Origin of the sequence: Bacillus sp. JFL15 (assembly GCF_001184225.1) — a bacterium.
Lineage (GTDB): Bacteria > Bacillota > Bacilli > Bacillales > Bacillaceae > Bacillus > Bacillus siamensis.
Genome location: NZ_KQ236689.1, coordinates 2,727,445 through 2,747,916, shown reverse-complemented (window position 1 = coordinate 2,747,916; position 20,472 = coordinate 2,727,445). Strand labels below are relative to the sequence as shown.

The 20,472-nt window shown below is 40.6% G+C and carries 29 protein-coding genes, 1 tRNA gene and 1 riboswitch; of the genes, 14 read left to right on the top strand and 16 right to left on the bottom strand.

Going from position 1 to position 20,472, the window contains the following annotated elements; all coding sequences use genetic code 11:
• Positions 1 to 166: 166 nt before the first annotated feature.
• Genes AD710_RS13810 through AD710_RS19615 form a run of 3 tightly spaced genes read right to left on the bottom strand, consistent with a single transcriptional unit; the run spans position 167 to position 1,395 of the window.
• On the bottom strand, positions 167 to 1,024 hold the full coding sequence (locus AD710_RS13810) for an LPO_1073/Vpar_1526 family protein (RefSeq protein WP_044802831.1): 858 nt from the start codon (positions 1,022 to 1,024) through the stop codon (positions 167 to 169).
• Positions 1,017 to 1,235, bottom strand: coding sequence for a hypothetical protein (locus AD710_RS13805; RefSeq protein ID WP_049628285.1), 219 nt, complete (start codon positions 1,233 to 1,235; stop codon positions 1,017 to 1,019). Before AD710_RS13805 ends, AD710_RS13810 begins: the two co-directional genes overlap by 8 nt.
• 1 nt (position 1,236) lies before the next feature.
• The gene (locus AD710_RS19615) at positions 1,237 to 1,395 is read right to left on the bottom strand and encodes a hypothetical protein (protein WP_156187172.1); all 159 of its coding nucleotides are present in this window, start codon (positions 1,393 to 1,395) and stop codon (positions 1,237 to 1,239) included.
• 523 nt (positions 1,396 to 1,918) lie between these two features.
• Here AD710_RS19615 and AD710_RS19260 point away from each other — a divergent pair.
• The 3 genes from AD710_RS19260 (at position 1,919) to AD710_RS13790 (ending at position 4,007) form a co-directional block, all read left to right on the top strand.
• Positions 1,919 to 2,098 carry a DUF8096 family protein gene (locus AD710_RS19260; protein WP_082197886.1) on the top strand — a complete coding sequence of 60 codons (180 nt, stop codon included), beginning with the start codon at positions 1,919 to 1,921 and terminating at the stop codon, positions 2,096 to 2,098.
• 279 nt (positions 2,099 to 2,377) lie between these two features.
• Complete coding sequence (locus tag AD710_RS13795; RefSeq protein WP_156187171.1) at positions 2,378 to 3,361, top strand: fatty acid desaturase family protein; 984 nt, start codon at positions 2,378 to 2,380, stop codon at positions 3,359 to 3,361.
• A 28-nt stretch (positions 3,362 to 3,389) separates the two neighbouring features.
• On the top strand, positions 3,390 to 4,007 hold the full coding sequence (locus tag AD710_RS13790; RefSeq protein WP_049628282.1) for a LysE/ArgO family amino acid transporter: 618 nt from the start codon (positions 3,390 to 3,392) through the stop codon (positions 4,005 to 4,007).
• A 167-nt stretch (positions 4,008 to 4,174) separates the two neighbouring features.
• On the opposite strand, the gene AD710_RS13785 is transcribed toward AD710_RS13790, so the two are convergent.
• The 4 genes from AD710_RS13785 to AD710_RS13775 all read right to left on the bottom strand — a co-directional run bounded on the left by AD710_RS13785 (position 4,175) and on the right by AD710_RS13775 (position 6,069).
• Positions 4,175 to 4,723 carry an HIRAN domain-containing protein gene (locus AD710_RS13785; RefSeq protein WP_231595056.1) on the bottom strand — a complete coding sequence of 183 codons (549 nt, stop codon included), beginning with the start codon at positions 4,721 to 4,723 and terminating at the stop codon, positions 4,175 to 4,177.
• 32 nt (positions 4,724 to 4,755) lie between these two features.
• Positions 4,756 to 5,220 carry a hypothetical protein gene (locus AD710_RS19610; protein WP_156187170.1) on the bottom strand — a complete coding sequence of 155 codons (465 nt, stop codon included), beginning with the start codon at positions 5,218 to 5,220 and terminating at the stop codon, positions 4,756 to 4,758.
• 114 nt (positions 5,221 to 5,334) lie between these two features.
• Complete coding sequence (locus tag AD710_RS13780; RefSeq protein WP_049628281.1) at positions 5,335 to 5,538, bottom strand: helix-turn-helix domain-containing protein; 204 nt, start codon at positions 5,536 to 5,538, stop codon at positions 5,335 to 5,337.
• A gap of 93 nt (positions 5,539 to 5,631) precedes the next feature.
• Positions 5,632 to 6,069, bottom strand: a complete 438-nt coding sequence (locus AD710_RS13775) for a hypothetical protein (protein ID WP_049628280.1) — start codon at positions 6,067 to 6,069, stop codon at positions 5,632 to 5,634.
• 154 nt (positions 6,070 to 6,223) lie between these two features.
• Here AD710_RS13775 and AD710_RS13770 point away from each other — a divergent pair, with 154 nt between their 5' ends.
• Together AD710_RS13770 and AD710_RS13765 are read left to right on the top strand one after the other, a co-directional pair.
• A complete protein-coding gene (locus tag AD710_RS13770) occupies positions 6,224 to 7,063 on the top strand; it encodes an SMI1/KNR4 family protein (RefSeq protein WP_049628279.1) in 840 nt (279 codons plus the stop codon).
• Positions 7,064 to 7,155: 92 nt separating this feature from the next.
• Entirely contained in the window at positions 7,156 to 8,016 is an 861-nt protein-coding gene (locus AD710_RS13765) for an HNH endonuclease (RefSeq protein WP_049628278.1), read from the top strand.
• On the opposite strand, the gene AD710_RS20285 is transcribed toward AD710_RS13765, so the two are convergent.
• Positions 7,901 to 8,152, bottom strand: coding sequence for an AbiH family protein (locus tag AD710_RS20285; RefSeq protein ID WP_331456762.1), 252 nt, complete (start codon positions 8,150 to 8,152; stop codon positions 7,901 to 7,903). The genes AD710_RS13765 and AD710_RS20285 overlap by 116 nt on opposite strands.
• A gap of 35 nt (positions 8,153 to 8,187) precedes the next feature.
• Positions 8,188 to 8,412: a hypothetical protein gene (locus tag AD710_RS13760; RefSeq protein WP_049628277.1), complete on the bottom strand. Its 225-nt coding sequence runs from the start codon at positions 8,410 to 8,412 to the stop codon at positions 8,188 to 8,190.
• A gap of 522 nt (positions 8,413 to 8,934) precedes the next feature.
• Here AD710_RS13760 and AD710_RS13755 point away from each other — a divergent pair.
• Positions 8,935 to 9,261, top strand: a complete 327-nt coding sequence (locus AD710_RS13755) for an EndoU domain-containing protein (RefSeq protein ID WP_082197885.1) — start codon at positions 8,935 to 8,937, stop codon at positions 9,259 to 9,261.
• A complete protein-coding gene (locus AD710_RS13750; RefSeq protein WP_049628276.1) occupies positions 9,258 to 9,614 on the top strand; it encodes a hypothetical protein in 357 nt (118 codons plus the stop codon). Before AD710_RS13755 ends, AD710_RS13750 begins: the two co-directional genes overlap by 4 nt.
• Before the next feature lie 245 nt (positions 9,615 to 9,859).
• Here AD710_RS13750 and AD710_RS13745 read toward each other — a convergent pair.
• The 3 genes from AD710_RS13745 to AD710_RS13735 all read right to left on the bottom strand — a co-directional run bounded on the left by AD710_RS13745 (position 9,860) and on the right by AD710_RS13735 (position 12,359).
• Positions 9,860 to 9,932, bottom strand: a tRNA-Val gene (locus AD710_RS13745).
• A 137-nt stretch (positions 9,933 to 10,069) separates the two neighbouring features.
• Positions 10,070 to 11,245 (bottom strand): cystathionine beta-lyase, encoded by a 1,176-nt coding sequence (metC, locus tag AD710_RS13740; protein WP_049628275.1) that lies wholly within the window; start codon positions 11,243 to 11,245, stop codon positions 10,070 to 10,072.
• The gene (locus tag AD710_RS13735; protein ID WP_049628274.1) at positions 11,238 to 12,359 is read right to left on the bottom strand and encodes a methionine biosynthesis PLP-dependent protein; all 1,122 of its coding nucleotides are present in this window, start codon (positions 12,357 to 12,359) and stop codon (positions 11,238 to 11,240) included. Before AD710_RS13735 ends, metC begins: the two co-directional genes overlap by 8 nt.
• Before the next feature lie 68 nt (positions 12,360 to 12,427).
• Positions 12,428 to 12,553: riboswitch (SAM riboswitch) on the bottom strand.
• A gap of 174 nt (positions 12,554 to 12,727) precedes the next feature.
• Here AD710_RS13735 and AD710_RS13730 point away from each other — a divergent pair.
• The 6 genes from AD710_RS13730 to AD710_RS13705 all read left to right on the top strand — a co-directional run bounded on the left by AD710_RS13730 (position 12,728) and on the right by AD710_RS13705 (position 16,273).
• On the top strand, positions 12,728 to 13,450 hold the full coding sequence (locus AD710_RS13730) for an esterase family protein (protein WP_049628273.1): 723 nt from the start codon (positions 12,728 to 12,730) through the stop codon (positions 13,448 to 13,450).
• A gap of 24 nt (positions 13,451 to 13,474) precedes the next feature.
• Positions 13,475 to 13,990: a YjcG family protein gene (locus tag AD710_RS13725; protein ID WP_016938190.1), complete on the top strand. Its 516-nt coding sequence runs from the start codon at positions 13,475 to 13,477 to the stop codon at positions 13,988 to 13,990.
• A gap of 4 nt (positions 13,991 to 13,994) precedes the next feature.
• The gene (locus AD710_RS13720; protein ID WP_045925352.1) at positions 13,995 to 14,426 is read left to right on the top strand and encodes a GNAT family N-acetyltransferase; all 432 of its coding nucleotides are present in this window, start codon (positions 13,995 to 13,997) and stop codon (positions 14,424 to 14,426) included.
• 160 nt (positions 14,427 to 14,586) lie between these two features.
• Positions 14,587 to 14,820: an AbrB/MazE/SpoVT family DNA-binding domain-containing protein gene (locus AD710_RS13715; protein WP_016938192.1), complete on the top strand. Its 234-nt coding sequence runs from the start codon at positions 14,587 to 14,589 to the stop codon at positions 14,818 to 14,820.
• Positions 14,821 to 15,558 (top strand): ABC transporter ATP-binding protein, encoded by a 738-nt coding sequence (locus tag AD710_RS13710; protein ID WP_016938193.1) that lies wholly within the window; start codon positions 14,821 to 14,823, stop codon positions 15,556 to 15,558.
• A complete protein-coding gene (locus AD710_RS13705; protein WP_049628272.1) occupies positions 15,551 to 16,273 on the top strand; it encodes an ABC transporter permease in 723 nt (240 codons plus the stop codon). Before AD710_RS13710 ends, AD710_RS13705 begins: the two co-directional genes overlap by 8 nt.
• 38 nt (positions 16,274 to 16,311) lie before the next feature.
• Here AD710_RS13705 and bla read toward each other — a convergent pair whose 3' ends face one another.
• Positions 16,312 to 17,004, bottom strand: a complete 693-nt coding sequence (gene bla, locus AD710_RS13700) for a subclass B1 metallo-beta-lactamase (protein WP_415305519.1) — start codon at positions 17,002 to 17,004, stop codon at positions 16,312 to 16,314.
• Between the two features lie 128 nt (positions 17,005 to 17,132).
• Positions 17,133 to 17,387 (bottom strand): hypothetical protein, encoded by a 255-nt coding sequence (locus tag AD710_RS13695; protein ID WP_049628270.1) that lies wholly within the window; start codon positions 17,385 to 17,387, stop codon positions 17,133 to 17,135.
• A 120-nt stretch (positions 17,388 to 17,507) separates the two neighbouring features.
• On the opposite strand from AD710_RS13695, the gene AD710_RS13690 reads away from it, so the two are divergent.
• Positions 17,508 to 19,793 (top strand): ATP-dependent helicase, encoded by a 2,286-nt coding sequence (locus tag AD710_RS13690; RefSeq protein ID WP_049628269.1) that lies wholly within the window; start codon positions 17,508 to 17,510, stop codon positions 19,791 to 19,793.
• A gap of 66 nt (positions 19,794 to 19,859) precedes the next feature.
• On the opposite strand, the gene AD710_RS13685 is transcribed toward AD710_RS13690, so the two are convergent.
• Together AD710_RS13685 and AD710_RS13680 are read right to left on the bottom strand one after the other, a co-directional pair.
• Positions 19,860 to 20,114 carry a sporulation-specific transcription regulator SpoVIF gene (locus AD710_RS13685; protein WP_016938198.1) on the bottom strand — a complete coding sequence of 85 codons (255 nt, stop codon included), beginning with the start codon at positions 20,112 to 20,114 and terminating at the stop codon, positions 19,860 to 19,862.
• A 152-nt stretch (positions 20,115 to 20,266) separates the two neighbouring features.
• Positions 20,267 to 20,416, bottom strand: coding sequence for a YjcZ family sporulation protein (locus AD710_RS13680; RefSeq protein WP_016938199.1), 150 nt, complete (start codon positions 20,414 to 20,416; stop codon positions 20,267 to 20,269).
• Between the last annotated feature and the right edge of the window lie 56 nt (positions 20,417 to 20,472).

Genomic DNA, 20,472 nt, shown 5'->3' with positions numbered 1-20,472 from the left:
ATTAATTCGGAGTGACTGAATTTTTTAATAGTGTTAAGCTGCAAATTAAGATTACTAGCGTCTCCCGATACTCTAACTGCATCAAAAAATAGAAGATTTTTTCGAAATCATGCTGCCACAGACAATTCTTAGCTTGCGGGTACCTGTGTGCTACCCAATTGGTTCATTATTCAAATTCAATATTAAGTTTGATCCCAGTTTTCTTTTCGATTGCTAATTCCGCGAATACCCAACCAACAAGCGTAGGGTATAGTTGTTGAATTACCGATTTACTCCATATATTGTGAAGAACTAAAAACTCAGGTATTGATTTGCTTATAAATGCTAACATCTCACTTTCTGATAGTCCTTGCGGAAATATCTCCGGATAAGCGATTTTAGTACACTCAGAGACAGATGTGCGATATCCCATGTCTAATTTAGCAACTCTACAAAAGTCTAAATGAACACAGTCATTGGGAGCCGGTGCCTCCGAGGGTATAAATGGATTGATAATTTCATAGAACATGTTTCTATAATCATCAAGAGATCTTAAACTATTAAACTTCATTTGAGCGATTGTATAATTCAATGTTAATATTTCAATTTGTTTATTTGTTAAACGAGGTACTATTTCGATTGCTTCATTCATGATTAATTTCTTGAAGTCACTTTCACCGCTCTTTAATCTTTCTATAAAAAGATTAGACAAAACCTCCCCCAAGTCTTGGTCACCGCTCCTTGCAAAACTTTTTTGAGAAGTATAAAGAATATACTGTATATCAGGATCGCTAAATTTCCCAATCAACTTTTCTTTCTCAGCTTCCTGATCTATTTTACTAAGCATATTAGATACAAGAAAATCAGCACGTTCCTTAGCAGTTGTTTCTGCAATGGATGTTAATTTGTACATGTTTTTTTCAAAAACATCATTTGCAATTTCTTTGGCATCTGCTATGGTTATCCCGCTATGAATATGTACAGTTTCACCTTGAACATTCGTGGAATGATTCCCGCCTTGCTGCCGAATATTTTTGTTAAGCATCTGTATCCTCTCCTTGCTTTGGCGTTATATTACCAACCTTAACGCTCTCCCCCTGTATATTCACGGAATTGTCGCCAGATTCTTGGATGAATCTTTTTCCTTCACTTTTATTTTTTTTCTTAAAAAGATTAAACGCACAAGCAATAATAGTTAAACCCGCACCGCTAAACACCCATTCTTTGTTTTGAGATAGCCAATTAAACAATACCAAATCAAATACATTTCCTTTCAGATATTTTTAAACTTCTCCTCCATTCAACATACTCAAATCGCTGCTGATAAAGGTCTTTCAGGATTGAAGCCCATTCAACCCAACCTTCAGCAACGATGCTTTTCTTCTCCCCATCCTCAATCCATTCAATCCAGTACACCTGAACACTCCTCACCTAGTAATAACTTCAATTTGCCTTATGTCAGAAGTGGCTTTAAACTTTGTCTATAGCTCGTTTGAGATCACTAAAGCTTCTGACATTGTAGTAAACTTAGAAGCGTCATGAAGCCCCTTAGATGCTACATAACCACTACCGTCCAATTTAAACGACTTGAAGTAATCATCATTTTCAAATTGAATTACAAAAAAGTTATCGATAACCGATATAACTAACTCCTCTTCAGCAGACCAGCAATTTTTATGGCCAGTGGCAGCAATCCAATTAATATGTAAAACACCATGATATTTATTTTATTCTTAAAGAACAGTTCAATCATATTCTGCTCCATACCTAGTAAAAATAAATCAGTCAGTTCCTGCTTAAACTCTTCATCATAGACCTGTTCAACAAAAATAAACTTAATACCGGTCACTCCAAGCCAGAAGCTAATCCAATCATTGTTTCCCTCCCTATATCGAACGAAAGTTGGTATTCTTGAATATGTTGAATAATAGGTGATCTTGTGGAAAAGAAATACGAAACAAATGGGTATGATACTTCAATCGTCCATGATTACAAAGAGTATCCTGATGTAAAGTATGGCCGCTGCGACAATTGCGATTACACTTTGTTCAAAAGCTCTGTAAAAAGTGGTGTATTCTTGCGTGAATGCCGGCGTTTCGGTATGAAAAAGAGCATTTAGTTTAATGCTTTTTTTATGTTTGTTTAAATCCTTCCATTAGGGAATAACTGTTGTACATAGTTTTTAATTATCCAGTTACATCAAAAGAGGGATCGTATACAAAATATCAATAATAGACGTAAGATTAAAATAAATTCAATATTATCAATATATTGACATTTTTCTCAAATTATTTATACTATCTATTAGACACCCTTTCAAATATCAATTAATCACATAGAAGAAAGGAGAAAAACCTAATATAAACCATAAAAGAACACATCAAAGGGAGGAATGAATATGACTTCTTATACGCATAATCATAAGATTAAAAAAGCCAAATTTTCTCCAGAGTTAAAGTCAAGGCTCAGGGAACTGCACAAAAGAAATAATTGGTACAACTTTTTTTCTCTTATATATGATTGGTCTTTAATTATAGCAAGTATTTTCATAACAAAGCTATTCCCTTCTTGGTGGATGTATATTTTAAGTATCTTAATTATCGGTAGTAGAATGAGAGCTTTTGATAATTTAATGCATGAAGCTAGTCATGCTCTATTGTTCAAAAATCGTTTTTTAAATAAATGGATGGCATGCTTTTTTGCAGCTTTTCCAGTTTTCACTTCTTATACAGCCTATTGTAATTCCCATTATCAACATCATCGGCATTTATGGGATATCAATAAAGATCCGGATACTAAAAGATATGCTTTAATTGGGCTCGATAAACCTCAAAGTAGTATTAAAAAATTTATCTTAAAACATATTTTAAAACCACTTACACTAACCCACGTTCCTAAATATATTTATGGAACAATTAAAGTCAATATTTTTTCAAAAGAGGAGCCTTATTCTGAAAGAATTATAAAGATTGCTTTTTGGTTATCAATTGTTATATGTAGCATTGTTTTTGGCTTTTGGACGGATTTAATTCTTTTTTGGTTTGTCCCACTACTTACTACGTTTCAAATAATAAGATATTGGGCAGAGATGGCTGAACATTCAGGATTAAAAAATGAAAACGAACTATATGCAAGCAGAAATACATTTGGCAACCCTGTGCAAATATTCTTTTTACACCCACATCATGATAATTACCATTTGGTACATCATTTGTTTCCAGCAATTCCTCACTATAATCTAAAAAAAGCACATGTAATATTAATGGAAGATCCGGAATATAAAGAAGCACACCATTGCACAGGCTTTTTCAAATCTTTTTTACCAGGATTTTATAGCGTAATTGAAGATATATGTGGTCACTATTTAATAAACAGAAAGTAATAAATAAGAGAATAGGAGCGTAAATATTTTGCTAGCAGCGTTACTAAATGGAATTGTATTAGCTTTTGGTTTAATCCTTCCCCTTGGTGCTCAAAATGTTTTTGTTTTTAACCAAGGGGTATCCCAATTAAAATTCAGAAACGCATTGCCCGTAATCATTACAGCATCTCTTTGCGATACATTCCTAATATTATTTGCAGTTTTAGGTGTATCTTTAATTGTTTTGACCATACCAATTTTAAAAACAATAATATTCAGTGTAGGATTGATTTTTTTAATTTACATGGGCTGGTCTATTTGGAAAAGTGATTCAGCAAACTTAAGCAAAAAAGAATCAGCAATGCCAATGAAAAAACAAATTATGTTTGCTCTTTCAGTGTCCTTATTAAATCCTCACGCAATTATTGATACAGTTGGTGTTATTGGAACTAACTCATTGAGTTATTCGGGCTCAGAAAAAATAGCATTCACTGCATCCTGTATAATTGTTTCTTGGATTTGGTTTTTTAGTCTTGCAATAGTAGGACGTATAATAGGCAATATTGATTCCGATGGAAAATTTTTAAGAATTATAAATAGGATATCTGCAGTAATCATTTGGGCAGTAGCAGTTTACATAACAATTCAGTTAGTTCAATCATTTTAAATATCAAAACTATATTTCTCTTTAAAGACTTTATCCCCTTCTTTTAGAAGGGGAAGCTTTATTAAAATCGTAGTTTTATTTTCTATTTATCTGTTTTAATCACTATTTGACACTCAATTTTATAATCTGTTTCACCTGCTTCAATCTTTGTATCATCACGGTTAACTTTATATTCCTCCATACAAACTTGCTGATATTGGGTGCCTTATACCACTCTTTAGATGATCATAAATGTATTTCTTGCCTTCTTGAAAATTCTTTCGGGGAACATGCCCTGCCTTACAATCATTTACATAGACTGCTATAGCTTCCGGATCGTACTTATTGTTCTCTTCTAACCGCAATTCACAATCTGAGAAAAGGGAATTATGATAAATAAATATCGGCTCATCAAAAGTTGATTCTAGAATCTCTTTATTTGTCATACCATTATATTTTTCATCGAAGAAAAAGCTATCTTCATCCTCAGTCTTGATGGCTTTCTTAATATCTTTTTGATAGTGTGATGTTCCTCCAACCTTAAAGTCTATATACTCAAAAAATGCAGACTTTTCTTCATATTTCCTTGAGAATCCTGTCTCTTGAATCAAGATTGGAAAATTTTCTTTTTTCGATATCACATCTGTTTCATTATTAACGCCAACAGTGTTAATATTATTTTTATTCTCATTTTGTTCATTTTTAGCTCTGTTCTTGAAAAAGTTGAGTATACCCAAATGTACCCCTCCATTTGAAATAAAAGATTGGTTTAATCAAAAAACTCATCATCAATAAAATCATTTTCTCTTGCAAGTTTATTCGAATCCTTTTTAAAAAGCCTTTGTTTCAATTTTTCTTTAACTGTTAATTTTTTGTTTTTGTCCTGACATATATGACATATATAATCTCCGTTGTTTGATAAATGAATAAGCAATTTATCGACACCTGACCTTTTGCAGATACACATCCTGTGCTGACCATTACTAAACGAAATATGACCGCAAGCATTTATGCTTGCATATATTCCTGAATGTTTTTTATGCATGTCTGGTTTTATGTAGTGTGCGGCCAATCTTCTGCATTTTAGTGCATATTCATGCTCTTCGCCTTCTAATGCATTAAATTCCTTATATGTTAAATCTAAGGAGCACTTTCCTGTTCTAACTTTATAACAATCATGTTTACTTAGTCTAAAATAAAAAGAATGTTTCGTAGGATTTATTAACTGATCCAACCTAATCCCCTTCTCTTTAAAAGAATGATTTTACGTAGACCTAGAAAATTTGTAAGTATTTACTGTTCTTGTAACTTTAGTATACCATGATCACTTTAAGTGATCAATATCTTTTTAATCTTTTTTGTAAATCAACAGCTCATGCAGCTCAATATTTAAATATGTACAGACTTTATCCAACAGATCCCTTGGGTACCGCTCCATTTCATCATGATACAGCTTCCTGACTGTGTTAAAACCGTGATCAATATCATTGGACAGCTTTCGAATACTGATATTCCTTTCGTCTAATATTGGCTTTAAATTTGATTTAATCAATATTACTACCTCGCATTCATTATGTATGATCACTTTAAATTATCATTATATCCATAAAAAAGGTCAAGGATATACCTTGACTATGTATCAAGCTTACCAATCAAATGAATCTTCATGTTCAAATCCATAAATACCTTTAATCCACACATCTCCGCAGCCTGGATTCTTTGTAATCTCTAACACATGATTACGATTAGCATCTCCCTCTACTCGATCTGTAGCAGTATAGTCAGCATAGTTCCCTACAAACTGCTTCTCACTACGTGGAAATACCCAGCCAGCAAGAGTTATCCTACTGATTTTCATATTTAGAGTACACCCTTCAGCATTGTTAATTGTGAATTTGTAGAAGAGCCAAGTGCGATCATAATTCCGATCAAAATAATCTGCCATTGAAAAACTCTCTGAATCCTCACTCATGTGAAAATTCACATTTTTGTAGTCTAATGTAAGCTTCGCCTCAGCACTTGGCGTGTTAAAACTCAATATAAAACCAATGCAAATTAAGGTCAGAACGATTAACTTTTTCATTTTCCTCTCCCCCTTATTCCAAATAATACAACATCGGGAGGTGGTTTCCCTTTATAATTTTTTCGCAATATTACAGGTATATCTACTTTAATGTCGAATAATATATATAGCTATGCGAATTATACCGCGGTATTGCTTTTAAGGAGGAAAAACAGTGCGTAATTTTTGGGAAGCAATTGAGGAAGATCCTTATAAACTTGATAGTGTAACTGAAGAGATGATCAAACATACCGAGAACAGGTTAAATATCATTCTACCTGAGCCGTACAAGAAGCTTATACTTGAGCAAAATGGAGGAATGATAAATTATAATGCATTCCCCACAACTGTTCAAAATTCATGGGCAGAAGATCATATTGAGTTTGATTACCTACTAGGGCTAGGTGAAGACCCAGGGATACTAGACAGTTCATACCTAATAAAGGAATGGGATTTACCTGAAAATGTGCTCCTTATCCATGGAGACGGACATACTTGGGTAGCAATGGATTATCGAGAAACTAACTCAAACCCTCCAATTCACTACTTCGATGTGGAGGTTGATCAGGATTTCAAACTAGCAAAATCGTTTGATGAATTTTTGTCAAAACTGTATACGCATCATTACGATATGGACACTGAAATAGCTAACAATGAAGACTCAGAATTTCAAAATGCCTCATTGAGTAATTCTGAGTCAATAACAAGTAAAGAGGTTGCAACAATTTTAAAAGAAAAGAACCCTTTGGATATTTATAGGGTGGCATACTACCCCATAAAAGACACAAATGACCTAGAATGGGTCATAAATCAGATTAAAGAGTCATCATATATCTTAAACAAAGAACAAGCTTTTGAGCTAGCAGATTTGCTAATGACAATAGCTACAACGTATGATAACCATATTAAAACAACAATTTTTAAAAACCGCATTGAAGAAATTATAACCAACTTAAGCAAACAAAAGAATGAAGATGTCGACAATATTTTGACACAAATCAAGGATTTTCTTTAATTTTTTTACTTTTTATCCTCTTTATGTTTATTTCTTCCTAAAAATATATTAAGATGTTAATCGAAGAAAATACTAACAGAAAGAGGGGAAATATGAAAAAATTAACAATAATTATAAGTCTTGTTCTGCCACTGCTTCTATTTACCTCATTTGTCCTTCCTAACTTTGCAGAAGCACACACAACAAACAGAAAAGAAAATCATAGTCCAGACATGGTACATACCTCCACTGATGATATTTCAGATGATGAGGCTGGCTATGAAGAAAAAAACTATGAAGACTATTCAGATGTAATAGAAGATCCTTATTATTCGGATTTAGCTAATGCCCCCGTCTATGAGGGTGATTTAGAAGATGATTTAGAAGATGATTCTATATCTGAAGAAGCCCAGGATGTATCTGACAAAGTTTTTGATGAAAACATTGTTAACGGAACAGAAGAAACGACTGCTCCCAAAGTGGATGCAACCGGAACTGATGAAGAACTTCATGCTCAATTCGGTTGGTTACTTCCTCCGGCAATTGCCATTGTTAGCCGTATTGGGGGTAAATTATTAGTTAAACAGACACTCAAATCCACAACAAAGAAGATAGCTGTAAGAAATGGTAAGTTGGCCGGCAAAAAGCATCCAAAAACCGGAGTGAAATTTAATTCTAAAGGTTTTCCTGTTTTTGCGGCAAAATATAATTATAATTTGACATTAGGGCAAATTAAATCATCAAACGCTGTTCAGTTTAAGAATGCAAATTATGCTTTGAAACAAGCAATTAACACTTGGGAACACGCAAAAAAGTTTAACAAATACCAAATACAAGATATTAAAAATGGAAAGACCCCTAGAGGCTACTTATGGCATCATCATGAAAACAGAGGAAGGCTTCAGCTAGTAGATAAGAACATTCATAAAAAGACTGGGCACACCGGTGGACGATCCATCTGGGGTTCCTTGTAATAAATCCCCCTTTACGGGGGATTTTCATTAAATAATTGTAGAAATCTTTATACCTTGTCGGTAAACCATGTACTAAGTCGAAACCATTGCCTATAATAAATAAACTACTCATTTTTTCGCTCCAATTAAGTTTCATTAAAAATCTTCCAATGCTAGGGGACTTTATCCTCTCTAACCTTCAAAGTGATAAGAACAATAAACTGAGTTGCTATCTTCATCAATAAAATATGTATTCTGGATTAAGAAATTTGTAAAGCCAGCTGTTTTGAGTATCGCTTTACTCATCAGGAGCATATCCATCTGGATATCATAATCAGTTAGAAGATCCAAATTAGTAGTAAACGCTGCATGTAATTCAAAGAAAGAATTATCAAATTTAAAATTTAAGATTTTCATGACACTCCCCCACCTTGCCGTTTCCTTTATTATACAGTGAGATCTTATCTAATTAAAACTGCTGTTTTATTCAGAACTTAATGTCCTTTGCTCCTTTCCCTCTTCCGTCCATTGCGGATGCTAGCCACTTCAAAGTTTCTTTAATATAGCTATGTTTATGTAAATTTAATAGATGACAATGGGAAAATTGTTAACATAGCCTTACACAAGGTTATTTGGAGTGCTAAAGAAAAGAAGCCCCTCTCGTTTTTAAAAGAAAACAATCTTGATGTTTACCATATAAATTCATTCAATAATAATGCAGATAATCTAACCTGTCTTGCAAGAAAAGAAAACATATGTGAAAAACTCACCAAACAGAGAATGAAGTATGGATTCAATGTAATTAACATCAACTGATTTAGGAGCCAATTCTGAGATGTGCTGCGTCTTAGTGATACGAATATCTTTAAATCTTCATACTGTTCAATATAAATACAAAATGAACGTATACTGGCATATACTCTGTTTATACTCGCTGCAATGAAAGCTGTAGGTTATCATCATGAGAGTATGATGGGTGGCAATATAATACCTGGAACAGAAGAAGTACCTGATATAAATGGGGTATATAGAGCTAAAGTAGAAGTAAAAGGAATAAAAAAAGTAGCAAGGTCAACTTTCTTTCCAAAAGAATGGGATAGAATAAAAGTTTACAATACAATTTCCGAAGCTTACAAAAACAAAAAACAAGTACGAGATAATAAGTATATCGGCAAAACATCATCAGGGATTGATGTAGAGATGTATATTAATAAAGATGGCTCAATAGCTACTGCATATCCTTTATATAAAAAACCAAGGGAATGATTGAATTTATTATGGAATATTCATTTGAATGTAAAAGAGACCATTTAGGATACTTACGAGTAGTTCTCCCCGCAGAGTTAGAATACTTTTCTGATTTCATTGAAGACATTGTTTCGATAGATGAAGCTGATGAATACTTGAAAATGATTCAAGACGTATTGGATGGTTCTTCTGAAGAATATGAGATTCAACTAAATACAACCATTGCATATATAAAAGAAGATCAAACAGTCATAGAACACCTTTATACAGAAAATGAAAACGATAGAAGCTCCATGGAGACAGAAAAATTCAAAAAACTTATACTCGACTGGAGAGACAAGATCCCCCAAAGGTATAAGAGTGATGATTAAAACTTTAGGTCCCTTGAAATTCAAGGGACCTTTTTATTACCTTAATACCGCTTCAAGTTTCACTTTGTTTTCGATCCGCAGTTACTATCTGGAGAACTCATAAGGAACGGTCTGACGAATTTTTGGTTTTCAGTGCATAATAGCTATCAATGCCATTTCCTTGCCCTTCTTACTGGAATAATGTAAGCCTCTAGAGCCGTTTCAATAAAAAGTAAAAAACCCTTGCTACGCAAGGGTTTTGGCTATGATTCCGACTGGGCTCGAACCAGCGACCTCTACCCTGTCAAGGTAGCGCTCTCCCAGCTGAGCTACGGAATCATGATATGTATGTGTTGCTGGGTATGTTGTTGTCTCTCTGACATTTATAATTATATATCCTGCTCAGCCGTTCGTCAACACTTTTTTTATCAAAAATAAAAAAAGGGGCGGCGCTCAATTGGCGGCGCCCTTTTCGTTTATGATCTGACTTTGGCGGGAGTTATTTTTTTCAATGCCTGTTCGAAGTCGCGTTCTAAATCTTCGGCGTTTTCGACTCCGACGCTCAGGCGCAGAAGGCCGTCTGTGATGCCGCGTTTTTCCCTTTCCGCTTGCGGCATGGCGGCATGCGACATAGTTGCAGGGTATGAGAGAATGGATTCGACAGCGCCGAGGCTGACCGCAAATACCGGAAGCGATACATTTTCGACCAGCTTTTTGACGGCTTCTTTGCTTTCCAGTTCAAAGGACAGGACGGCGCCCGCTCCGCTTGCTTGCCGTTTATGGGTATCGGCCCCCGGGTGTCCGGCAAGGCCGGGATAGTAAACGTTTTTGACGGCGGGGTGCCCGTCAAAAAAGGCAGCCAGCCGTTCAGCCGTCCGGCTCGCTTTTTCCAGTCTGACCTGCAATGTTTTTAAGCCTCTCAATACGAGCCAGCAGTCCTGTACGCCGAGCACCGCTCCAAATGAGTTTTGCAGCTTATACAGCTGATTGCCGAGCTCTTCATCCTTGACGGCGGCAAGGCCTGACAGCACATCGCTGTGGCCGCTTAAAAATTTCGTCGCGCTGTGAAGCACGATATCTACGCCAAGATCAAGCGGCCGCTGCAGTGCAGGCGTCATGAAAGTGTTGTCAAGGTATGTCAGACAGCCGTGTTCTTTTGCCAGTTCGACGACGGCTTTAATGTCCGTGATGCCGAGCGTCGGGTTTGACGGTGTTTCCATATAGATGGCTTTCGTATTCGGCCTGATGGCGCGGGCGGCCGCTTCTATGTCCGTCATATCGACAAAAGTGTGTTCGATTCCGAAACGGGACAGCACTTCTGTCACCATGCGGAATGTTCCGCCGTACACATCCTCCGTGACAAGAACATGGTCGCCTTGGGATAAGAGCAGAAACGCCGTCGAAATCGCCGCCATTCCGGAGCTGAAAGCAAAGCCTCTCGTTCCGCCTTCAAGACCTGCGATCGTTTCTTCAAGCGCTGTTCTTGTCGGTGTGCCGGATCGGCTGTAATCATATGTCCCGAATTCTTCAAAGGAAGACTGATGAAATGTGGAAGCATGCTGAATCGGCACGCTGACGGCTCCGGTAGCTCCGTCAGTTTTAAATGGATTGTGCACGAGCTGGGTTTCCAGCGTCCAATTTTGATTACTCATACGACACGGCCCCCTCTTTTACTTGCTGTAATGCCTGCTTTACATCCCGCTTCAAGTCTTCTGCATGTTCAATTCCCACTGAAAATCTGAGCAGGCGGTTGCAGACGCCGTTTGCGATTCGGATATCTTCCGGAATGTCCATGTGCGTCTGTGTCGCGGGGTATGTAATAAAGCTTTCCACCCCGCCGAGACTTTCTGCGAAACAGATCGTTTTAAGCGCTTTTAAAAATGGATTGACCCATTCCTCTTTTTGCAGCCGGAAAGACAGCATTCCGCCTTTTCCGGGATATAACACGTCGGCGATTTCTTCTTCCTGTTCTAAAAATTCTGCAAGTTCACGGGCGTTTTCTTCATGACGCCGCATTCTGAGCCCGAGTGTTTTCATCCCTCTCATTAAAAGCCACGAATCAAACGGCGGGAGAACGGCCCCGATCGCATTTTGGTGATTAAACATGATGTCGCCGAGCTCTTCATCCTTTACGACAACAAGACCGGCAAGGAGATCATTGTGCCCGCCTAAATATTTTGTGGCGCTGTGAATGACGATATCGGCTCCCAGTTCAAGCGGGCGCTGGATGACCGGGGTATAAAACGTATTATCGACAATCAAGAGCAGGCCGGCTTCTTTCGTAATCCGGGCGATTTTTTCAATGTCCGCCTCCTGCATTAACGGGTTTGTAGGCGTTTCAACAAATACCGCTTTCGTGTTTTCCGTTAATTTGGAGCGTAAACAGTCTTCATCGCTGAAATCATCGTAAATAAAGCTTAAGCCGTATTTTCTCCATTCATTTTCAAACAAACGGTATGTGCCTCCGTATAAATCGGAGGATACAATCAATTCATCCCCGCTTTTAAATAAAGCCATAATCGTTTGAATGGCTGCCATTCCCGAGCTGAAAGCAAAGCCTCTCGCACCGTTTTCCAACACGGCGATAGCGTCTTCAACGAGCTGGCGTGTCGGGTTTTTCGTGCGCACGTAATCAAAACCTGTAGATTCCCCTATTCCTCTATGTCGGTAAGCGGTGGACAGATAAATCGGCGGACTGACCGTTCCTGTTGCTTCTTCGCTTCTATTTCCAATTTGGGCTAATTTTGTTTCAACATGCTGCGTCATCAGTAAGCACCATCCTTTTCAAAAATAAAAAAGCTCCCTCTTCATAAGAAGAAGGAGCTTTTCTCTTCCTCTTATCTTCCAAGCATGTGAATCGCTTGCTGGATTTAGCACCTTGGCACTTTGCCTTCCCGCGGCAAAGCAAACCGGTTGCTGAGGTTTCAAAGGGCCAGTCCCTCCACCTCTCGTGATAAGAATATTGTTTTGTATTTTCTGATTGTTCTATATTAACGCACTATAAAATGGATTTCAACAACTTTTTAATTTTCTGAACTCTCGCAAGAAGTGCATCTGAAGAAAGAAATTTCTAATAATTCATGGTACAATAGGGAAAAACCATCAAGACAAGAAGCGGCCTGGAGGAATGCGAAGTGGCACCGAAAACCGGAATCATTCATGAGAAAAACCTTTTCTCTCATGAGCTTGAAGAAGAAATGACCGTTTTGGTCTACCTGCCCAACACTTACTCTCCCCTGTATAAATATCATACGGTCATCGCCCAGGACGGCCATGATTATTTCAGATTAGGGAGGATCGGGCGGCAGGCGGAAGAGCTCATGTCAAAAGGGGAAATTGACCGCTGCATCATTATCGGCGTCCCATATAAAAATGTGCGGGAACGAAGAAACACATACCATCCCGAAGGCTCTAAGTTCGCCTCATATAAACGGTTTATCGCAAATGAGCTCGTTCCTTTTATCGACAAAGAATACCCGACTTATCAAGTCGGATACGGCCGCACCATGATCGGGGATTCCCTCGGCGGAACCGTCTCGCTCATGACGGCGATTGACTATCCGAACATGTTTGGAAACGTCATCATGCAGTCTCCATATGTTGACGGGCACGTGCTGGATGCCGTCCGGCAGTCGGAGGATCTCAAACAGATATCCGTTTATCATCAAATCGGAGAAAAAGAAACCGATGTCCACACGACGGACGGCCAGGTGCTTGATTTCACCGCGCCGAACGAAGAGCTCAAACAGCTGCTGGAAAGCAAACAGTCTGAATACACGTATGAAACCTTTGACGGGGATCATAAATGGACATACTGGCAGCCGCTCATCACGCCGGCGCTGAAAAAAATGCTGTAACCATTCATTAAGGAGGGAACTTTCATGAAATACGGTATTGTTTTATTTCCATCAAAAAAATTACAGGATCTCGCAAATTCGTACCGGAAACGCTACGACCCGAGCTACGCGCTCATACCGCCGCATCTGACGGTAAGAGATCCGTTTGAAGCGACAGAACAGGAAATCGAGCAGATCGTATCACAGCTGAGACAGACGGCGAAAGAGTCGCATCCGCTCGTTCTGAAGATCACAAAATACAGCTCGTTTTCTCCTGTGAATAATGTGATATATATGAAAGCGGAGCCGACGGAGGAATTAAAAACCCTGAGTGAGAAATGCTATTCAGGAGCATTGTCCGGTAAGCCGGAATACAGCTTCGTTCCGCATGTCACGGTCGGCCAGAAGCTGTCGTCAGATGAACATTCCGACGTACTCGGACAGCTGAAAATGCAGGACATTTCCCACGAAGAAGTCATCGACCGTTTTCACCTGCTGTATCAGCTGGATAACGGCTCATGGACTGTGTACGAAACATTTTTATTAGGCGGAGGAGAATAACTGTTTGGAAGCCATCGTTGCAAAAACTGAAAAACATCTGAACGACGCTTTTTTCGTCAGAAAAGAGGTCTTTGTTAAAGAGCAGCACGTTCCGGAAGAAGAGGAAATTGATCAATTCGAAGACGCGTCAGAGCATATTGTCATTTATGACGGCGGTCAGCCGGTCGGAGCCGGCAGATGGCGCTTGAAAGACGGGCGCGGAAAATTAGAGCGTATCTGCGTGATGAAAAGCCACCGCTCTCTCGGTGTCGGAGCAATCATTATGCAGGCGCTTGAAAAAGCGGCGGCCGCCCAGGGCGCCGGCAGCTTTATCTTACATGCGCAGACGCAGGCGGTTCCGTTTTATGAAAAACAAGGGTACCGCGTCACATCCGGCGAAGAATTTCTTGATGCCGGCATCCCCCACCTGGAAATGATAAAGGAACACAAATTATAAAATCAAAAGCACTCCTGTTGATATGGCAGGAGTGCTTTTTTTATGAAAATATTACTTTTTCATGAATTTTATTGAATTTTATGGAAGGTTGATGTATGTTTAGTATACGAAGTATTACAATTCATACAAAAAATACAATTCACACAACGGAGGGATACACATGACAGCACCTAAAGGAAAGCATATATTCGGGACCGTTAAAGTTGGCACAAAAGGCCAGATTGTCATTCCTAAAGAAGCAAGAGATGTTTTTGATATAAATCCCGGGGACTCACTGCTTATGCTCGGGGATGACCAGCAGGGTATCGCACTTGTTAAACAAGAACTCTTTTTCGAATTTGCAAAAGATATTTTAAACGCAAAGCAAATTGACGCAGATGGCGAGGATGAGTAAATGCACGCGATTGAGCTGAAGCAATTAACGAAACATTATAAAGAAACCGCCGCCGTTGACCGTCTTGATTTTTCAGTTGAAAAAGGAGAATTTTTCGCTTTACTCGGTGAGAACGGAGCCGGAAAAACGACATTAATCAGCATGCTTTGCGGCCTCCTTTCTCCGGATGAAGGTGATGCATCAGTGCTCGGCTTCAGCATTTTGACTGATTTGGATAAAATTAAACCGAAAATGAATATATCTCCGCAGGAGACAGCCATTGCCCCTCATTTAACCGTGCGGGAAAACTTAGAGTTTATAGCCGGAGTCTACGGAATTCCAAAAAAAGAAGGAAAAAAAAGAACGGATGAGATGCTCGAATTGTTTCAATTGAAAGAGAAAGAAAGAGCAAAAACAAAAACATTATCAGGCGGAATGCAGCGCCGGCTCAGCATCGCCATGGGCATGATTACAAAGCCGGATATTTATTTCTTAGATGAGCCGACATTAGGGCTGGACGTCCGTTCACGCCGCGAGCTGTGGAAAAATCTTGAGGCATTAAAGGGAGACATGACGATTATTTTAACGACACACTATTTAGAAGAGGCCGAAGCCCTGGCAGACCGTATTTGCATTTTAGAAAATGGGACATTAAAAGCACTGGGTACGGCGGAGGCTCTGAAAAAGCAAACTCATTCAGCCACATTTGAAGATGCCTTTTTAGCGATTTGTGACGGGGAGGCGGGTCTTTATGCTTGATTTCGCCATACGCAACCGCAAAGAGATTTTTCGTGATCCCCTATCTATCATCCTTGGAATCGCACTGCCTGTTATTCTATTGTTTCTGTTTACGGCGATTGAGAAAAATGCGCCGCTTGACACCTTTAAAGTCCAGCATTTAGCACCCGGACTCATTGTTTTCGGCTTTGCTTTTCTTACGATGTTCTCTGCATTGCTGATCGCAAAAGACAAACAGACCGCCCTTCTGACCCGTTTGTTTGCTTCTCCTTTAAAAACAGCAGATTATGTTGTCGGTTATACGCTGCCGATGCTGCCGCTGGCCGTTTTACAAATTGTCATTTGTTTTACCGCAGCAGCGGCTGCCGGTTTGTCAGCCGAATGGATCAATCTTCTCGCCGGTATCGCTGTACTGCTGCCGATTGCGATGATGTCAGTTTTCTTCGGTTTATGTTTAGGTGCTGTGTTTACGGACAAACAAATTTCGGGTATCGGAACGATTTATATAACACTCGTGCAATTTCTGGGCGGAGCTTGGATGGATGTCAATCTGCTCGGTGAGACGTTCAAACATATCGCTTATGCCTTGCCGTTTATCCACTCGATCGAGCTGGCTCAGGAAGTCATCTCCGGAGATTATTCTTCATTTCATCAGCATGTTTGGCCGATAGCGGGATATGCCGTTTTGGCGCTTGCACTTGCTTTCCTTTGTTTTATGAAAATCAGAAAGAGATAAAAAAAGCCGGCACTCCGTAATGGGAGCGCCGGTCTTCTTTATTGCTTTTCTTTCAGGAGGCTTATCGTATGCGGCAGCAGACGGTCATCCCCCGGACTGCCATGGCCCGGAACGACAATGCTGATGTCTTGATATCTTTTCATCACTTTGCGGACGGCTCTCGGCCAGTGGTCCGGGTAAAACCCAGGAGTAGGCTCGATTTCCTTTGTTTCTAAAGACTTGATTAAACATCCGCCGAATAAGAGCTTATCCTGAGGCAGCCAGACAGTCATATTGTCTTCCGTGTGCCCTTTCCCCGGATAAAACGTTTCAACTTTCATATCGCCAAACTGCAGCTTGGTCACGTTTTTCAAATCTCCGAGCGGGCGGTCATATCCCTGCTGCCGGGCGAAGTCGGCTGTCAGCTTCGTGCTGTGGACCTTTACGCCGTATGTATACAGGGTGTTCAGCCCGCCGATGCGATCGTCATGGGCGTGTGTCACAATGGCATCGGTCATCTTTTTACCGGGAAACTGCTGTTTTATTTTTGTCATTAATTGCTCTGTGAGACTGTCATTCCATGGCGTATCAATCAGTACGATTCCTTTGGACGTCTCAAGGAGCAATCCGTTCGCAGGGACGGGACTTCCGTCTGCCATGCCGGTGCTTGTATGCATCCAAACATGCGGCGCCAGCTGTGTGAGAGTGACATCTTTTGCTGCGGAGCCCGCCGATGCGTGCGCCGGTTTCATTCCGGCAATAAAGAGGCCGAATAAAAATAACCCCGCGATGAATAATGTATACCTTCTCAAAAAAAATCATCTCCTTCTTCACCTTTTATATATACGACTCAAAAAAACCCGGATATTTTCCGGGTTTTTCACACGTATTGATTAATCAATCGGCCTTTTCCCATAATTTGCGGCAGACGGGAAAGAGAGCGCTTACGTTTTTCCTCATGTACGTTCTTTTCTGCGGCTGCGGTGTTTTCCTGGCGGCGCTCCACCTCTCTGTACATCCTGTCATTGGCGAGGGCGGCCGCTTTCGTAATGCCGGCGTAATCAGGCCTATAACCCGCTATCCGGTTTGCGTATTGAGTATACTGCTGGTTTTGAATCCGTCCTGCATAAATCATATGTACCCCTCCCCTTCGCTTTTCATTTCCCTTAATCTTACTTTTTGAAACGCGGTTCTTTTGTTATGATATTCTTTGTCTATCAAATGGATGAACACCTTTTAATGGGAGGACCCCTTTTTGAAATGCGCCCGACTGAATAACCGAACGATACATTTACATACATATTCTAGAGAACATTACCAATTCCTTTTTGAAGAAGCTCAGAAAGGAAATATTTTTTGCGCACATTGTGACCAGCCCGTCTTCATGCGGCTTTCGATTTTAGAGCAGCCGGCATTTTATCACCGGCAAAAGGGAGACTTTACCGCCTGTGAAAAAGCATGCGCGGCCAAGGAGCCAAAAGCGGAGAAGGAAAAGGAAGAGTATAAGGAAGCCGGCATGTTCCGTCTGCCGAAAGGAAAAGCGATTTCAGAGAATCCGAAACCGATCGTCTCAGAATGGAAAAGCCCGAAAAAAGTGCCTGCAGCCGAGCCGTTTTCACCAATATCTGAAGCAGCTGATACATCTTTGTTTCCCGGTATCGGACTGAACCGTGAACAGATGCGGGCAGTCACAGAAACCGACGGGCCCCTGCTGGTGCTCGCCGGAGCGGGAAGCGGAAAAACGAGGGTGCTGACAGCCCGCGCCGCCCATATGATTGAACATCTCGGCATTTCACCTGAGAACATGCTGCTTGTGACCTTTACGACAAAAGCCGTCGCCGAAATGAAAGAGCGGATGGCGACTGAATACGGGCTGGCAGCCGGCAAAGTCTCCCGTCTTGTGACGGGAACATTCCACAGCTTTTTCTATAAAATACTCTATCATTTTGATTCTTCAAAATGGAACGGCAGCCAGCTTCTAAAAATGGAATGGCAGAGAGAGCAATATGTAAAAAAGGCGCTCTATGAAGAACATTTGGATGAAAAAGAGTTTCCCGTCGACCAGGCGCTTCAGCTTATCGGCTGCTGGAAAAACACGTACCTCCCCCATGAGACAATTCCGCTTGCGGATGACTGGGAGAAAAAAGTATACAGGCTCTATGAACATTATGAACGGCAAAAGCGGGAAAATCGGCAGTTTGATTTTGATGACATGGCCCAAGGCTGTTATGAGCTGTTAAAAAGCCGGCCTGATATTCTCGCACAGTATCAAAACAGATTTTCTCATATTTTGATTGATGAGTTTCAAGATATTAATCCTGTACAATATAAAATTATGCAGCTGATCGCAAGCCCAGAGAATAACCTGTGCTGCGTGGGGGATGACGACCAATCCATTTATGCGTTCCGCGGCAGCAGCCCGTCTTTCATCCTTGATTTTCAGAAAGACTATCCGGCAGCAACAACCATTTACTTAACGGCAAATTACCGCTCGCCGCATCCGATCGTCTCAAGTGCTCATACCGTTGTAAAGAAAAATAAAAAACGGTATGAAAAAACACTTTCTGCCGTCAAAGACAGCGCTCACGATCCCGTGATGTTTTATCCTTACGATGAGGAAGAAGAAGCAACCATGATCGTTTCGGATATAAAAGAGAAAATTCAAAACGGAGCGAGCCCTGGCGATTTTGCCGTGCTCTACCGGACAAACAGCGCCGGGCGGGCCATTTATGAAAGACTGCATCAATCATCAATCCCTTACCATGCCGACAGGGGTGTGCAGACGTTTTACAGCCGCAGAATCGTCCGGCAGATCCTCGCCTACTTATACGCGAGCCAGAACGAGGATGATACGGATGCAGTGAAAGATCTGCTTCCGGCCTTATTTTTAAAGCAATCCGCCCTGCAAACGCTAAAGGCGCTGTCAATCACAGAAGATTGCACGATGATTAAGGCGCTGACGAAACTGCCTGACCTGAAGCCGTTTCAAATAGGGAAGATCAAGCAGATCGTTCCGTTTTTCGCCAGCATCCGGACAATGAAGCCTGTTGAAGCCATCACCTTCGCCGAAAGCAAAATGGGCTTTTCCGAGTATTTAAAAAAACGGGGCAATGAAGGAAACAAGCTGGAAAAAGGCTCTGATGATCTTCGGGATGTCAAAGTGGCCGCCAAAAAATTTAAAACCATTCCGGATTTTCTGGCGCATGTCGATCATATGCGCGCCGCCGAGAATTTGAAAACCGATGAAAACGGCGTCGAACTGATGACCATTCACCGCTCAAAAGGTCTTGAATTCAATACGGTCTATATTTTAGGCGCGGCTGACGGCTCGATCCCCCATGACTTCGCGCTTGAGACGGCGAGACAGGGCGATCCCGCTCCGCTCGAAGAAGAAAGACGGCTTCTGTACGTCGCAATGACGAGGGCCATGCAGCATTTATATGTATCATGTCCCGCGAACAGACGGGGGAAAACAGCGCGCAGTTCAAGATTTCTCGAGCCCCTTCTTCGGACGGACAGACGGAGCGCACTCAGAATATAAAGAGCCCGGCAGATCACTGCCGGGTTCTTCTCACATAAAAAGGCCTTCAATAAGGCCGGCTGACGCCTATTTTTTGTCCATCATTTTAGAAATGGTGCCAAAATCAAGTTTCTCTTTACCGCTTGTAATTGATTGAACGATTTTGTCTTCCAATTCTTTCGGTACACGTTTGTTAGCCAGCTGGGATACCTTCTGAATGACACCTCTCACCGTGTTTTCATCTTTGAAATTTGCATTTTGCAATGATCCCGCGAGGTTCATGACATCCTTCATGCTGACGCCTGTTTTCTTCTCAATATTTTTAAAAAATTGATTATCCATGTTGTGCCTCCTTTTTGTGGAGTAATACGATATTGTATGAACAAAGGGCGGAACATGTGCCCGTAAGACAACGGGAAATTCCGCATACCCCGTTTTCATACATCAGGCAAGCACGGGAACGATCCCGCGCTTATCCTGGGTCTAGCTAAGGTTTAGCCGAAAAAGGATGCACCGACAATGATCAAGAGGATGAACAATACGACAACAAGAACAAATGTTGAGCCGTAACCGCCTCCGACATAGCCGCCACCGTATCCGCCGCAGCCGTAGCCGCCTCCGAATCCGCCATATCCGAATCCCATACTTAAGCACCTCCTTTACTCTCTATACTCTATGTGATGAGACTTGTTTGGCTTGG

Bases quoted from the DNA above. Each gene is read 5' to 3' on its own strand.
- AD710_RS13685 (WP_016938198.1), bottom strand. From the start codon at position 20,114: ATGGATAATCAATTTTTTAAAAATATTGAGAAGAAAACAGGCGTCAGC.
- AD710_RS13775 (WP_049628280.1), bottom strand. From the start codon at position 6,069: ATGAAAAAGTTAATCGTTCTGACCTTAATTTGCATTGGTTTTATATTG.
- AD710_RS13680 (WP_016938199.1), bottom strand. From the start codon at position 20,416: ATGGGATTCGGATATGGCGGATTCGGAGGCGGCTACGGCTGCGGCGGA.
- metC (WP_049628275.1), bottom strand. From the start codon at position 11,245: ATGAGTAATCAAAATTGGACGCTGGAAACCCAGCTCGTGCACAATCCA.
- AD710_RS13750 (WP_049628276.1), top strand. From the start codon at position 9,258: ATGATTGAATTTATTATGGAATATTCATTTGAATGTAAAAGAGACCAT.
- AD710_RS20285 (WP_331456762.1), bottom strand. From the start codon at position 8,152: ATGAAACTTAATTGGAGCGAAAAAATGAGTAGTTTATTTATTATAGGC.
- AD710_RS13715 (WP_016938192.1), top strand. From the start codon at position 14,587: ATGACAGCACCTAAAGGAAAGCATATATTCGGGACCGTTAAAGTTGGC.
- AD710_RS13755 (WP_082197885.1), top strand. From the start codon at position 8,935: ATGAAAGCTGTAGGTTATCATCATGAGAGTATGATGGGTGGCAATATA.
- AD710_RS13735 (WP_049628274.1), bottom strand. From the start codon at position 12,359: ATGACGCAGCATGTTGAAACAAAATTAGCCCAAATTGGAAATAGAAGC.
- AD710_RS13765 (WP_049628278.1), top strand. From the start codon at position 7,156: ATGAAAAAATTAACAATAATTATAAGTCTTGTTCTGCCACTGCTTCTA.
- AD710_RS13810 (WP_044802831.1), bottom strand. From the start codon at position 1,024: ATGCTTAACAAAAATATTCGGCAGCAAGGCGGGAATCATTCCACGAAT.
- AD710_RS13695 (WP_049628270.1), bottom strand. From the start codon at position 17,387: ATGATTTATGCAGGACGGATTCAAAACCAGCAGTATACTCAATACGCA.
- AD710_RS13760 (WP_049628277.1), bottom strand. From the start codon at position 8,412: ATGAAAATCTTAAATTTTAAATTTGATAATTCTTTCTTTGAATTACAT.
- AD710_RS13705 (WP_049628272.1), top strand. From the start codon at position 15,551: ATGCTTGATTTCGCCATACGCAACCGCAAAGAGATTTTTCGTGATCCC.
- AD710_RS13725 (WP_016938190.1), top strand. From the start codon at position 13,475: ATGAAATACGGTATTGTTTTATTTCCATCAAAAAAATTACAGGATCTC.
- AD710_RS13710 (WP_016938193.1), top strand. From the start codon at position 14,821: ATGCACGCGATTGAGCTGAAGCAATTAACGAAACATTATAAAGAAACC.
- bla (WP_415305519.1), bottom strand. From the start codon at position 17,004: ATGAAACCGGCGCACGCATCGGCGGGCTCCGCAGCAAAAGATGTCACT.
- AD710_RS13795 (WP_156187171.1), top strand. From the start codon at position 2,378: ATGACTTCTTATACGCATAATCATAAGATTAAAAAAGCCAAATTTTCT.